We start from the raw sequence: 13,541 nt of genomic DNA on the forward strand, positions 1-13,541 counted from the left end.
CTCGCGGGCCGTAATTCCTTTGTACTCCCGAGACCCGCGATAGGGAAGCCCTGGCCGGAGGTCTTTACTTTTCCCTTCAAACAGGGGCGAATCCGGTTCTGGCGGCCGAGGTGGTCGCCGCCGTCGCGGTGGCCGTCGTGACCGTCCGCGGGGCGACCGTCTGGCGGCGCCGGCTCGCGTACCAGACGAGCCCGGCCGTCGCGGCGGCCGCGCCGATCGCCGCAGCGGCGACGAGGGCGGGGCGTGGCGGCATCCGGAAGGTGGGCAGTCGCTGCTTGAGGCGTACAGGGCGGTTGAAGACGAGAATCGGCCATTCTCGTGCCACGGCCTCCCGGCGCAACGCACGGTCGGGGTTGACCGCGTGCGGGTGCCCCACGGCCTCCAGCATCGGCAGGTCCGTGGCCGAGTCGCTGTACGCCCAGCACCGGGACAGGTCGTACCCCTCCGAGGCGGCCAGTTCCCGGACGGCCTCCGCCTTGGTCGGCCCGTACGCGTAGTACTCCACTTCCCCGGTGAAGCAGCCGTCCTCGCCGACGACCATCCGCGTCGCGACGACGCGGTCCGCGCCGAGCAGCTCGCCGATCGGCTCCACCACCTCGGCGCCGGAGGTCGAGACGATCACCACGTCCCGGCCGGCGGCGTGGTGCTCCTCGATGAGGGAAGCGGCCTCGTCGTAGATGATCGGGTCGATCAGTTCGTGCAGCGTCTCCGCGACCAGCTCCTTGACCAGCTGGACGTTCCATCCCTTGCAGAGCCTGGAGAGGTACGCGCGCATGCGCTCCATCTGATCGTGGTCGGCGCCGCCCGCGAGGAAGACGAACTGGGTGTACGCGGTGCGCAGGGCGGCACGGCGGTTGATCAGTCCTCCTTGGTAGAAGGACCGGCTGAAGGTCAACGTCGACGACTTGGCAATGACCGTCTTGTCCAGGTCGAAGAAGGCTGCGGTGCGGGGCAAGGAGTGGTTTTCCACGAGCCCGAGCATAGGTGCCCGCCATTCGGCGTACGCTGGGGCGTGTGGGTTTGCCTGAGAAGGCTCTCGGGTACACCATGGAAGTCACGGATCGTTCGCGACCGTGCTACCCCGGACCGGCTCCTCCCCCCCCCCGAGTCGGCCGGAGAAGACGACCCCCGCTCTCCCCCCCGGCGGGGGTCGTCGCATGTCCGGAGGGGTTTTCGTGTGTCGATTCCTCGCGTGCGCACCCGTCTTCGCTCCCTCCGCCGTGCGACGGCACCGGACTGAGCCGGCCCCATTTCGTCACTCAGAGTAGCTGAATCGCTGCTCAGGGGAAGTCGCTGGTATGGGCGACCGGGATATTCACAAGCGGGGGCTTGTCCACAGTTTTCGAGCAAGATCCACATTATTTCCCGAAGCGCGCCACGGTGAATCCGACCGCGAAGCCGCGACCGGGGAATCACCGATCTCCCGTCGTGCGACGCGGCACACGAGCCGGCGCCGACGCGCGCCGATCGACGCCGCAGCGGACGCGTGCAGGACGCGCGGGGCGCGGCGAGGACACGGCGCCGGACAGGCGCGGGGCAAGACGAGGGGGCGCACAGACCATGACAGGACTCACGACACACGATCGGGCAGAGACCGGCGCGGGGCGCCGGGCCGAACCGCTGATCGTGACCGAGGACGCCGAACTCCTCGACGACCTGCTGAGACTGTGCGCCGCGGCCGGCGCCCAGGCGGAGGTGCACCACGGGCCTCCGGAACGCAGAGCGGTGTGGGACGCCGCGCCGCTCGTCCTCGTCGGCGACGACGCGGCGGCACGCTGCCGGGGCGCCGCGCGCAGGCGGGGCGTGCTCCTCGTCGGCCGGGACCAGGACGACCCGGACGTGTGGCGGAGGGCCGTGGAGATCGGGGCGGACAGCGTCCTGCGCCTGCCGGACGCGGAGAGCTGGCTCGTCGACCGTATCGCCGACGTCGTCGAAGGGGTGGGACGGCAGGCCCTGACGGTCGGCGTCATCGGTGGCCGGGGCGGCGCGGGGGCTTCCACCCTGGCGTGCGCGCTGGCCGTCGCCGCGGCCCGGGGCGGGCGCCGGACGATGCTCGTTGACGGCGACCCGCTCGGCGGTGGGCTCGACGTCCTTCTCGGCGGCGAGCGCGAGCGAGGACTCCGGTGGCCGGATTTCGCCGCCTCGCAGGGGCGCGTCGCCGGAGCCGCACTGGAGGAGTCGCTGCCGTCCCTGCACGGACTGCGGCTCCTCAGCTGGGACCGCGGCGAAACCGTCGCGGTCCCGCCCGAGGCCATGCGCTCCGTCCTCGCGGCGGCGCGCAGATGTGGCGGCGTCGTGGTCGTCGACCTGCCCCGCCGGGTCGACGACGCCACGGTCGAGGCGCTCGCCCAACTCGACATGGGCCTGCTCGTCGTGCCCGGTGAGCTGAGGGCGGTCGCCGCGGCCAGACGGGTGGCGGCCATGGCCGGCATGGTCCTCGACGACCTGCGGTTGGTCGTGCGCGGCCCGTACGCCGCCGGGGTCGACGAGGCGTGGATCGCCCGCGTCCTCGACCTGCCGCTCGCCGGGGAAGTGCCCGTCGAACCGCGCCTCCTCGCCTCACTGGACGGGGGCGCCCCGCCGGGGGCCAGTGCCTCCGGCCCGCTCGGCCGGTTCTGCGCCGCCTTCTGGGACCGCGCGCTCGCCGCGGAGGCCCGGCCGTGACGGCGGGGCTGCTGGAAGCGGTCCGGCAGCGGCTGGCCGCGAGCGGCACGGAACCCACACCGGCCGGTGTGGCGGCGGCACTGCGGGCCCAGGGGCGGCTCCTCGGTGACGCGCAGGTGCTCGGGGGCGCCGAGGAACTGCGCTGCGAACTGGTGGGCACGGGACCGCTGGAACCCCTCCTCGCCGACCCAGCCGTGACCGACGTGCTGGTGTCCGCACCCGACCGGGTGTGGGTGGACCGCGGCGACGGACTCGAACTCTCCGGAGTCTCCTTCCGCGACGCGGCGGCCGTGCGCCGGCTCGCCCAGCGCCTCGCGGCCGTCGCCGGACGACGGCTCGACGACGCCCGTCCTTGGGTCGACGCCCGTTTGCCGGACGGCACCCGCATGCACGCCGTGCTGCCGCCGGTCGCCGTCGGCTCGACGTGCCTGTCACTGCGCGCCGTACGGCCGCGCGCCTTCTCGCTCGCCGAGCTCACCCGTGCCGGGACGGTACCGCCGGGCGGTGACCACGTGCTGCGGGCGCTCGTGGAGAACCGGGTGTCCTACCTCGTCAGCGGCGGCACGGGCACCGGCAAGACGACGCTGTTGGCGGCATTGCTGAGCCTCGTGGGGGAGCGCGAGCGGATCGTCCTGGCCGAGGACTCGGCGGAGTTGCGCCCCGACCACCCACACGTGGTCCGGCTGGAGGCGCGGCCACCGAACCAGGAGGGGGCCGGACTGGTGACGCTGCGAGACCTGGTGCGCCAAGCGCTGCGGATGCGACCGGACCGGCTCGTCGTGGGCGAGGTGCGGGGAGCCGAAGTGGCCGACCTCCTCGCCGCCCTCAACACCGGCCACGAAGGCGGCTGCGGCACTGTGCACGCCAACACGGCCGGAGACGTACCCGCCCGTCTGGAGGCCCTGGGGACGACCGCCGGGCTGGACCGGGCCGCCCTGCACAGCCAGTTGGCCGCCGGACTGTCTGCCGTCGTGCACCTCGTCCGGGAGCCGGGCGGGCAGCGGCGCGTCGCCGAGGTCCACGTCCTCCGGCGCGGCGCCGACGGACTGGTCGTGACGGTACCCGCCCTGCGGTGGGCGCCGGCGGGGTTCGTCGAGGAGCGGGGTTGGGAGCGGCTGCGCGCACTGATCGGAGGTGCGCGGTGGTGACCACCGTTCCCGTGTACGCGGCGGCGCTGTGCCTGGGCACGGCGGTGTGGCTCCACGCGGGGCACAGCCGCGGCGCGCGGCGCGGCAGGCTGCTGTTCCCCGGCGGGGCGTGCGCCACCGTACCGGCGACTGCGCGTCGGCGGCCGATCGGCAAGCCCTGGTCACGGCTGGGGCCGGAGTGGTTGTGCCTCCCCGCCGCGGCGGCGCTCGCCCTGCTGGGCGGGTCGCCGCTGCCCCTGCCGGCCGGTGCCGCCGCGGTCCCGCTGGTGCGGCGGCGACTCAGGGCGAGGGCGCGTGCCAAGGAGCGCGACCGGCGTACCGACGGAGTGATCGCGCTGTGTGCCGCCGTCGCGGGCGAACTGCGCGCCGGCTGCCAGCCCGCACAGGCCCTGTTCTCCGCGGCCCGGAGCACCGGGGAGTTGGGCGAGCAGGAGGCGGCCGTGCTGGCCGCCGCACGGTTCGGCGGCGACGTACCGGACGCGCTGAGACGGGCGGCGGACGCGGACGGGGCGGAGGGGCTGGCCGGACTCGCGGCGTGCTGGCAGGTGGCGGTGGACGGCGGCGCCGGGTTGGCCGCCGGGCTGGACCGGCTGGAGGCCGCCCTGCGCGACCAGCGGGAGCAGCGGGAACGCCTCCGGGCGGAACTGTCCGGTGCCTGGGCGACCGTCGTGCTGCTCGCGCTGCTGCCCGTGGCCGCCCTCGCCATGGGTGCCGCGCTCGGAGCCCAGCCACTGCGGGTCCTCCTGCACACCCCGGCGGGCTGGGCCTGCCTCCTGCTGGGCGGTGCGCTGGAAGCGGTCGGCCTGTGGTGGGCCCGGCGCATCGTCGAGGCGGGTGAGGAACCGTGAGGGCCGACGTCGCAGAGGTTGTCCACCGCCTGTGGACAGCCGCGGCGCTCCTGGGCGGTGCTCTGTGCGCTGCGTGGGTGGTGACCCGAGCCCGACGCACCGTGCGGGCCCGCCGACGACTGGCCGTCCTGGTGCCGGCACGCCCAGGAAGCCCCCGCGCAGCGCGGTGGCCCGCCGGACGCGCCCGGCAGGCCCGCCCCCCATGGATGGCCCCGGTGGCGGTCCTGGCCGCCGGATGGGCGCTGGTCGGAGGGATCGCGGGCTGCGCGGTCGGTACTGCCGCGGCCTATGGCGTCCACCGATGGCAGCAGCGGCCACGCCCGGCCACCGACGACGTGGAAGCGGCGCACCGGCTGCCGCTGGCGGCGGAACTGCTGGCCGCCTGCCTGTCGGCCGGCGCAGGACCCCGCGAAGCCGCCGAAGCGGTGAGCCGTTCGATGGGCGGCCCCCTCGGCGAACGCCTCGGACGGACAGCCGCCGAACTGGCACTGGGCGGCGACCCGGGCGAGGCGTGGAGCCGGATCGGTGACGTGCCGGGGGCACGGCCATTGGCCCGCTGCCTGGAGCGCGCCGCGGCGACGGGCGCCCCGGCGGCCGGGCCGGTCTCGCGCCTCGCCGCCGGACTGCGGGCCGACCGGGCGCGGGCCGCGGCGGCCCGTGCCCGGCGCACCCAGGTACTGATCACGGCCCCGGTGGGCCTGTGCTTCCTGCCCGCCTTCCTGGCGGTCGGTGTCGCACCGGTCGTCATCGGCCTCGCCGGACGCCTTTTGTGAGGCACCCGCTCCGCACCGGTGCCGGTGCGCGGCATGTGACGACGACGACGGACGAAGGGAGATCGCCGTGTGGCGACGAATGACGGAGTGGACGAAGTGGACCGAGTGGACGAGGCGGCGCTGGTCGGCCGCCCGGGCCGGCGCCCGTGGGGACGCGGGCATGAGCACGGCCGAGTACGCGATGGGGACCATCGCCGCGTGCGCCTTCGCGGCCGTGCTGTACAAGGTCGTCACGAGCGGCGCCGTCTCGGCCGGGCTGCGGTCGGTGATCGAGAGGGCCCTCGATGCGCCCTTCTGAGCCACGCCCGGCCGGGACCCGCGCTTCCGGCGGACCCCCTGTCGGGGCCGGCCCTGCCGGTGGACGCTCCGTCGGGATCCGACCCAGAGCCCGCCCGTCCCGGACCCCCCGCCCCGAGGCGTGCCGGTCCGAGGCGCGCCGGACCTGTCGGGAGGGGCACGGACCGGGGTTCCGTGACGGCCGAGGCGGCTCTGGCGATGCCCGCCCTGGTCGTCTTCACCCTGACCCTACTGTGGGGGATCGTCGCGGGGGCCGCGCAGATCCAGTGCGTGGACGCGGCCCGCGCGGGAGCCCGGGCGGCGGCCCGGTCGGAGCCGGAACAGTCGGTGCTGGCAACCGCCCGTGCCTCGGCTCCACAGGGGGCGGACGTGGTGCTGCGACGGGACGGGGAGCTGTGGCGGGTGCGGGTGGAGGCCCCTGCGCCCGGACCGGCCTCCTGGGCGATGACCCTCCGCGCCGAGGCGGTCGCCCTGGCGGAGGACACGCCGGCCGGCCCCGTGGCGGCCGCTCCCGCCGGGAGCGTGCCGAACTGACCCGCGGTGGCGACCGGGGTTCCGCCAGCGTGTGGGCGGCCCTGGCGGCGGGAGCGCTGTGCGTCGTCTTCGCGGCGGTACTGGCCCTGGGCCAGGCCGTGACCGCCCGGCACCGGGCCGGCGGGGCCGCAGATCTGGCGGCCCTCGCGGCGGCCGACCGGGCGTTGCGGGGCGCGGACGAGGCGTGCCGCGCGGCGGCGCGGGCCGCCCGCGCGCAGCGCGCCGAAGTGGTGTGGTGCGACGTGCGCGGCGAGATCGCCGAGGTGACGGCCCGAGCGCGGTTCGGCCCGTACGCACCGGAGATCAGGTCCCGGGCCGGCCCTCCGGAGGCGTGGCCGGGCCCGGTGGCCACTCTTCGCTCGACGGGTTCGACGGGTTCGACGGGTTCGACGGGTTCGGTGGACTCGCCGGGCTCGGCGGGTGCTCGGGACCGGGCGGGTCCTCCGAGGGAGCCGCCTGGTTCGGCGGGTCCTCGGGGGCAGCCCGCAGCAGCTCGGTGAGCAGGCGCACCGCACCGCGCTTGTGGAGGGGCTCGTTGCCGTTGCCGCACTTGGGTGACTGGATGCAGGACGGGCAGCCCGCCTCGCACTCGCAGGACGCGATCGCCTCGCGGGTCGCGCCGAGCCACGCCCGGGCGGTGTGGAAGGCACGCTCGGCGAAGCCGGCCCCGCCCGGATGCCCGTCGTACACGAAGACCGTCGGCAGCAGCGTGTCCGGGTGCAGGGGGACCGACACACCGCCGATGTCCCAGCGGTCGCACGTGGCGAAGAGCGGCAGCAGGCCGATCGAGGCGTGCTCGGCCGCGTGCAGGGCCCCGCCGAGCTGCTCGGGGTTCACGCGGGCCGCGTCGAGCTGGTCCTCGGTGACCGTCCACCACACGGCCCGGGTGCGCAGGGTGCGCGGCGGGAGGTCGAGCTTCGTCTCACCGAGCACCTCGCCGGTGATGACCCGGCGGCGGAGGAAGGAGACCACCTGGTTCGTGACCTCGACGGAGCCGTAGCAGAGCCGGCCGTCACCCCACGGGATCCGGGTGTCGGTCTCCAGGACGGAGATGGAGGTGGTGTCGCGTGCGGTGGTGGAGTACGGGGGGTCGGCCTCCTCGACGAGGGCGACCGAGTCCTGCAGGTCGAGGCGCCGAACGAGGTACGTGCGGCCCTGGTGGAGGTGGACGGCGCCCTCGTGGACGGTGGTGTGGGCGGCCGCCGCGTCGACGGTGCCGAGGAGGCGGCCGGTACCGGCTTCCACGATCCGCACGGGGGTACCGCCGGCGCCCCGGATGTCGGCGAGGTCGGCCGCCCGCTCACGGCGGGTCCAGTACCAGCCGGACGCCCGGCGGCGCAGCAGGCCGGCGCCCTCCAGCTGGGGCAGCAGGCCGGGGGCGGACGGACCGAACAGCTCCAGGTCGCCGTCGGTCAGCGGGACCTCCGCCGCCGCCGCGCACAGGTGGGGGGCGAGCACGTACGGGTTGTCCGGGTCGAGGACGGTCGACTCCACCGGTCGCCGGAACAGCGCCTCCGGATGGTGGACGAGGTAGGTGTCCAGCGGGTCGTCACGGGCGACGAGCACGGCCAGGGCGCCCTCGCCGGACCGTCCGGCGCGCCCGGCCTGCTGCCACAGGGACGCACGCGTCCCGGGGTACCCGGCGATGACGACCGCGTCCAGGCCGGAGACGTCGATGCCGAGCTCCAGGGCGGTGGTCGCGGCCAGACCGAGGAGCTCGCCGGAGTGGAGCGCTTGTTCCAGGGCGCGCCGCTCCTCGGGCAGATAGCCGCCCCGGTAGGCGGCGACCCGGCGGGCGAGGGAGCGGTCCACCTCGGCGAGCCGCTCCTGGGCGATCACCGAGATCAGTTCGGCGCCCCGCCGCGACCGGACGAACGCCACCGAGCGCACGCCCTGCACGGTCAGGTCGGTCAGCAGGTCGGCGGTCTCCGCGGTGGCGGTGCGCCGTACCGGCGCGCCGTGCTCACCCCGGAGCTCGGTCAACGGCGGCTCCCACAGGGCGAAGACGAGCTCGCCCCGCGGGGAGGCGTCGTCGGCGACCTCCCGCACCGGAAGGCCGGTGAGGCGGCACGCGGCGGCGGCCGGTTCGGCGGCGGTGGCGGAGGCGAGGAGGAAGACCGGCTCGGAGCCGTAGCGGGCGCACAGGCGGCGCAGACGGCGCAGGACCTGGGCGACGTGCGACCCGAAGACCCCGCGGTAGGTGTGGCATTCGTCGATGACGACGTAGCGCAGGGCGCGCAGGAAGGAGGACCAGCGGGGGTGGGACGGCAGTATGCCCCGGTGCAGCATGTCGGGGTTGGTCAGGACGTAGTTGGCGTACTGGCGGACCCACTCGCGTTCCTCGACCGGCGTGTCGCCGTCGTACACGGCCGGCCGGATGCGGGTGCCGAGCGGGGCGGCGAGCGCCTTCACGGCGCGCCGCTGGTCGGCGGCGAGCGCCTTGGTGGGGGAGAGGTACAGGGCGGTGGCGCCCCGGCCGTTCGCCGCCTCCGAGCCGTCCAGGAGCGCGGACAGGACCGGAGCGAGGTACGCGAGGGACTTGCCGGACGCCGTGCCCGTGGCGATCACGACCGACTCGCCGTCCAGGGCGTGCTCGGCGGCCACCGCCTGGTGCGCCCACGGATGGTCGACACCGGCCAGGTGAATGGCGTTGATCACTTCCGGGCGGATGCGGTCGGGCCACACGGCATGGCGCCCCTCCCTCGGGGGCAGGTGCTCCGTATGAGTGATGCGCGCAGCCCGGTTCGCCCTCGCGGTGAGCCGGTCGAGGACCGTTCCGGGAGAGGGGCGGGCGTCCCCGTTCTCGGGAGGACGACTGGGGCGGTGATTCCTGGCCATCGACACCGAGTGTGTCACCGGCGTGACGGACAATGCTCCCAAGGCGTCGTGCATGGCTGCTGGTAAGTGATTGAATGCCATCGCGGCTGGCGATCTGCCTCCTGGCTCCGCTGGGGAGACCCGGGGGCGACCGCTCGATAGCAAGGTGCTGGAGGATCCGTGGACCTGTCCCTGTCGACTCGCAATGTGTCCGGCCCTGGTGGCGACCGTACGGTCGTCGAGGTCGGTGGCGAGATTGATGTGTATACCGCGCCCAAGCTGCGCGAGCAGTTGGTCGAGTTGGTGAACGACGGCAGCTACCACCTGGTCGTCGACATGGAGGGCGTGGACTTCCTGGACTCGACCGGCCTCGGCGTCCTGGTGGGCGGCCTGAAGCGGGTGCGTGCCCACGAGGGTTCGTTGCGCCTCGTCTGCAACCAGGAGCGCATTCTGAAGATTTTCCGGATCACCGGTCTGACGAAGGTGTTCCCGATCCACACGACGGTCGACGAGGCCGTCGCCGCCACCGACTGACGCCCTGACGGCAGGTCCCGCCCCGGTCGTTGCCGGGGCAGGGTCACCGCCCGGTGCCGGCCGCCGGAAGGCGGGGCTCGTAGGGCCTCGGCGCCCGGTTCCGGGCGCTAGCCCTCGGACTCGCCCCGGGCCGGCACGTACCTCCGCCACGGGGGTGCGGCTCCGGTCCCGGATGCGGTGCCCTCGGCTCCGGCTGCGGGGCGCGGGTTCCGGGCCGGGCGCGGCCGCGGCACGGCCACAGCTGTGGCCGTGGCTCCGGACCGAGCCGTACCGGGCACGGGCTTCGGCCGGGCGTCGGGGAGGCGTTACGGCCACTCGTCGGCACATCCGTGAGGCAGCGCTCCCGCACGGGTAGGACAAGCCGTAGGCCCGGCGAGGGCGGCACGGCGCGAGACCCGCGAGGGCCCCGTCCGTACCGCCACACCCGGTGCCCGCCGGGTGCGTCCGCCTGCCCGGGGCGCGCAGGCCCGCAGGCGCGCCCGCCCAGGGACGCGCACCCGAGGTGCGGGTGCCCGGGGCCGGCGGTCGGCCCCGGACGGGGCGCGGACACGCCCGGCCCGGGATCAGCGGGGTCACAGGTCGGCCGACGAGTCTCGGCCGGTGGGGATGGACCGGGTGGTCCCGGGGCATCCGGAGGAAGGGCAGGGATGCCGGGCAGCCGGCCCGGCGGGGTCCCTGAGACGCACGCTCGTACGCCCGAGGGGGACCGCATGGCCACCGTTGAACTCCGCTTCAGCGCCCAGCCCGAGCACGTCAGGACCGCCCGGTTGGTGGCGGCCGCCGTGGCGCGTCGGGCCGGGGTCGACGAAGCCGTGCTGGACGAGGTCAGGCTCGCCGTCGGCGAGGCCTGCTCCCGCGCCGTCGGCCTGCACCGCAGCAACGGCGTCGAGGCCCCCGTGCGCGTCCTCCTGAACGAGGAGGAGAAGGCCTTCTCCATCGAGGTCGGCGACGAGGTGCCCGGTGCCGGGGTCGCCGCGGCCGACGCCGCGGGAGTCCCCGGCTCGCGCGAGGGCGCGCCCACGCAGGACTTCGACGACGCGGAGGGCGAGGACCAGATGGGCCTCGCCGTGATCAGCGGGCTCGTGGACGACGTCGAGGTCTCCGCCGGCGAACACGGTGGACTCATTCGGATGAGCTGGCCCCGGCCGGGTTCGGTGGAACCCTCCTGACCCTTCCGGCACACCGGAAAACCCCTCCCCTGGCCCTGCTGAGCAGGGCCTTTTTCCTTTTCCCTCACCCCGCGATCCACTTTCCACACCCCCGCCCCATTACTGCGTTCGGGTGGATTTTCGGACTCGATCATTTGCCGACGGGTGAGCCCCGGACAATTCTTTTCTTCGGCGCCCTGTTTTGATCGGGTTCCGCTCCCTACAATCCGTCCACATCTTGAGTTCTGACGTCAAGGAGGACGAATGGCGGGGCTCTTCGACCCACAGCAGTCCTACGACTCGATCTCTCTCGCCGCCGCGGTTCTCACCGATGGGAACCGGACCATCGTGATCGTGATCGCGGCCGTGGCGTTGCTCGCCCTGGTCGTCGCCCAGCTGCTGGTTCGGCAGGTGCTGGCCGCCGGCGAGGGCACCGAATCCATGAAGAAGATCGCCGCCGCGGTCCAGGAGGGCGCGAACGCCTATCTGGCCCGGCAATTGAGGACCGTGGGGATCTTCGCGGTCGTCGTGTTCTTCCTCCTGTTGCTCCTTCCGGCGGACGACTGGTCGCAGCGGGCGGGGCGCTCCCTGTTCTTCCTCGTCGGCGCCCTTTTCTCCGCCGTCACCGGATACATCGGCATGCGCCTCGCGGTCCGCGCCAATGTGCGGGTCGCGGCGGCGGCGCGTGAGGCGACCCCCGCGCCCGGCGAGTCGGAAAAGGATCTGACGGCCGTCTCGCACAAGGCCATGAAGATCGCTTTCCGTACGGGCGGCGTCGTCGGCATGTTCACCGTCGGCCTCGGCCTCCTCGGCGCCTCCTGTGTCGTCCTCGTCTACGCGGCCGACGCGCCCAAGGTCCTGGAGGGCTTCGGCCTCGGCGCCGCCCTGATCGCCATGTTCATGCGTGTCGGCGGCGGCATCTTCACCAAGGCGGCCGACGTCGGCGCCGACCTCGTCGGCAAGGTCGAGCAGGGCATCCCCGAGGACGACCCGCGCAACGCCGCCACCATCGCCGACAACGTCGGGGACAACGTCGGCGACTGCGCGGGCATGGCCGCCGACCTCTTCGAGTCGTACGCCGTCACGCTGGTCGCCGCGCTGATCCTCGGCAAGGCCGCCTTCGGCGACCTCGGCCTCGTCTTCCCGCTGATCGTGCCGGCGATCGGCGTCGTCACCGCCATGATCGGCGTGTTCGCGGTCGCACCGCGGCGCGCGGACCGCAGTGGGATGTCGGCGATCAACCGCGGGTTCTTCGCCTCCGCGGTGATCTCCCTCGTCCTGGTCGCCGTCGCCGCGTTCGTCTACCTGCCCTCCTCCTTCGCGGAGCTGAAGGGCGTCACCGACGCCGCCGTCCAGGCCCACGACGGCGACCCGCGGCTGCTGGCGCTGGCCGCCGTCGCGATCGGCATCGTCCTGGCCGCGCTGATCCAGCAGCTCACGGGGTACTTCACCGAGACCGACAGGCGGCCCGTGAAGGACATCGGGAAGTCCGCGCTGACCGGCCCCGCCACCGTGATCCTCGCGGGCGTCTCCATCGGTCTGGAGTCGGCCGTCTACACGGCGCTGCTCATCGGCCTCTCCGTCTACGGGGCGTTCCTCCTCGGCGGTACGTCGATCATGCTGGCGCTGTTCGCCGTGGCACTCGCCGGCACCGGGCTGCTCACCACGGTCGGCGTGATCGTCGCGATGGACACCTTCGGGCCCGTCTCCGACAACGCGCAGGGCATCGCGGAGATGTCCGGCGACGTCCAGGGCGCCGGCGCGCAGGTCCTCACCGACCTCGACGCCGTCGGCAACACCACCAAGGCCATCACCAAGGGCATCGCCATCGCCACGGCCGTCCTGGCCGCCGCGGCGCTGTTCGGGTCGTACCGGGACGCCATCGCCACCGCCGTCGCCGACGTCGGGGCCCGGGCGACCGAGCTGACGCTCAGCATGGACATCTCGCAGCCCAACAACCTCGTGGGCCTCATCCTGGGCGCCGCGGTCGTCTTCCTCTTCTCCGGCCTGGCGATCAACGCCGTCTCGCGATCGGCCGGAGCGGTCGTCTACGAGGTGCGGCGCCAGTTCCGCGAGCACCCGGGGATCATGGACTACTCCGAGAAGCCGGAGTACGGGCGGGTCGTGGACATCTGCACCAAGGACGCGCTGCGGGAATTGGCGACCCCGGGCCTGCTCGCCGTGATGGCCCCCATCGCGGTCGGCTTCACCCTGGGCGTCGGGGCGCTCGGCGCGTACCTCGCCGGTGCGATCGGTACGGGCCTGCTGATGGCCGTCTTCCTGGCGAATTCGGGCGGCGCCTGGGACAACGCCAAGAAGCTCGTCGAGGACGGGCACCACGGCGGCAAGGGCAGCGAGGCACACGCCGCGACGGTCATCGGCGACACGGTCGGCGACCCCTTCAAGGACACGGCGGGGCCGGCGATCAACCCGCTCCTGAAGGTCATGAACCTCGTGGCGCTGCTCATCGCGCCCGCCATCGTGCAGTTCGGCCACGGGGCGGACGCCAGCCCGGGAGTGCGGGCCGTGATCGCGACGGTGGCGATCCTCGTGATCATCGCGGCGGTGTACGCGTCGAAGCGCCGCTCCGTGGCCGGGGGCGACGACGACGACACGCCTCGGCGTGTCGCGAACCCGCCGGACGAGGTGACGCCCGCCCGCTGACGGCGTCGTGTCCACGGTGCGACACCAGGTCAGGCGCCCGGTGCCCGGGGTGCGACGAGCCCCGGGCACCGGGCGCCGGCCTGCCACGGTGAGCCTTCTCTCTCTTGGTGCAAA

The 13,541-nt window shown here is 74.0% G+C and carries 11 protein-coding genes and 1 pseudogene; 10 read left to right on the forward strand and 2 right to left on the reverse strand.

The window, feature by feature from the left end; translation table 11 throughout:
- Window positions 1-76 precede the first annotated feature (76 nt).
- Entirely contained in the window at window positions 77-982 is a 906-nt protein-coding gene (locus NRO40_RS16335; protein ID WP_058940847.1) for an HAD family hydrolase, read from the reverse strand.
- Between the two features lie 578 nt (window positions 983-1,560).
- On the opposite strand from NRO40_RS16335, the gene ssd reads away from it, so the two are divergent.
- The 7 genes and pseudogenes from ssd to NRO40_RS16370 all read left to right on the forward strand — a co-directional run.
- The gene (ssd, locus tag NRO40_RS16340) at window positions 1,561-2,664 is read left to right on the forward strand and encodes a septum site-determining protein Ssd (RefSeq protein ID WP_058940848.1); all 1,104 of its coding nucleotides are present in this window, start codon (window positions 1,561-1,563) and stop codon (window positions 2,662-2,664) included.
- Complete coding sequence (locus NRO40_RS16345) at window positions 2,661-3,812, forward strand: TadA family conjugal transfer-associated ATPase (protein ID WP_058940849.1); 1,152 nt, start codon at window positions 2,661-2,663, stop codon at window positions 3,810-3,812. Before ssd ends, NRO40_RS16345 begins: the two co-directional genes overlap by 4 nt.
- Window positions 3,809-4,660: a type II secretion system F family protein gene (locus tag NRO40_RS16350; RefSeq protein ID WP_058940850.1), complete on the forward strand. Its 852-nt coding sequence runs from the start codon at window positions 3,809-3,811 to the stop codon at window positions 4,658-4,660. Before NRO40_RS16345 ends, NRO40_RS16350 begins: the two co-directional genes overlap by 4 nt.
- Before the next feature lie 215 nt (window positions 4,661-4,875).
- On the forward strand, window positions 4,876-5,433 hold the full coding sequence (locus NRO40_RS16355; RefSeq protein ID WP_408057013.1) for a type II secretion system F family protein: 558 nt from the start codon (window positions 4,876-4,878) through the stop codon (window positions 5,431-5,433).
- A gap of 79 nt (window positions 5,434-5,512) precedes the next feature.
- Complete coding sequence (locus NRO40_RS16360) at window positions 5,513-5,731, forward strand: DUF4244 domain-containing protein (RefSeq protein WP_058940852.1); 219 nt, start codon at window positions 5,513-5,515, stop codon at window positions 5,729-5,731.
- 173 nt (window positions 5,732-5,904) lie between these two features.
- Complete coding sequence (locus tag NRO40_RS16365) at window positions 5,905-6,264, forward strand: TadE family type IV pilus minor pilin (protein ID WP_058940853.1); 360 nt, start codon at window positions 5,905-5,907, stop codon at window positions 6,262-6,264.
- A 29-nt stretch (window positions 6,265-6,293) separates the two neighbouring features.
- Window positions 6,294-6,527 (forward strand): annotated as a pseudogene (locus tag NRO40_RS16370) (Rv3654c family TadE-like protein); the annotation flags it as partial.
- A gap of 40 nt (window positions 6,528-6,567) precedes the next feature.
- On the opposite strand, the gene NRO40_RS16375 reads toward NRO40_RS16370, so the two are convergent.
- Complete coding sequence (locus NRO40_RS16375) at window positions 6,568-9,183, reverse strand: DEAD/DEAH box helicase (RefSeq protein WP_232790969.1); 2,616 nt, start codon at window positions 9,181-9,183, stop codon at window positions 6,568-6,570.
- A gap of 78 nt (window positions 9,184-9,261) precedes the next feature.
- Between NRO40_RS16375 and NRO40_RS16380 the strand changes: the two genes are divergently transcribed.
- The 3 genes from NRO40_RS16380 (at window position 9,262) to NRO40_RS16390 (ending at window position 13,427) form a co-directional block, all read left to right on the forward strand.
- Window positions 9,262-9,615 carry an STAS domain-containing protein gene (locus NRO40_RS16380; protein WP_003967428.1) on the forward strand — a complete coding sequence of 118 codons (354 nt, stop codon included), beginning with the start codon at window positions 9,262-9,264 and terminating at the stop codon, window positions 9,613-9,615.
- A 710-nt stretch (window positions 9,616-10,325) separates the two neighbouring features.
- Window positions 10,326-10,784: an ATP-binding protein gene (locus NRO40_RS16385; RefSeq protein ID WP_058940854.1), complete on the forward strand. Its 459-nt coding sequence runs from the start codon at window positions 10,326-10,328 to the stop codon at window positions 10,782-10,784.
- Window positions 10,785-11,027: 243 nt separating this feature from the next.
- Window positions 11,028-13,427 carry a sodium-translocating pyrophosphatase gene (locus NRO40_RS16390; protein ID WP_058940855.1) on the forward strand — a complete coding sequence of 800 codons (2,400 nt, stop codon included), beginning with the start codon at window positions 11,028-11,030 and terminating at the stop codon, window positions 13,425-13,427.
- Window positions 13,428-13,541: the final 114 nt, after the last annotated feature.

This window comes from Streptomyces changanensis, from assembly GCF_024600715.1.
GTDB classification, from domain to species: domain Bacteria; phylum Actinomycetota; class Actinomycetes; order Streptomycetales; family Streptomycetaceae; genus Streptomyces; species Streptomyces changanensis.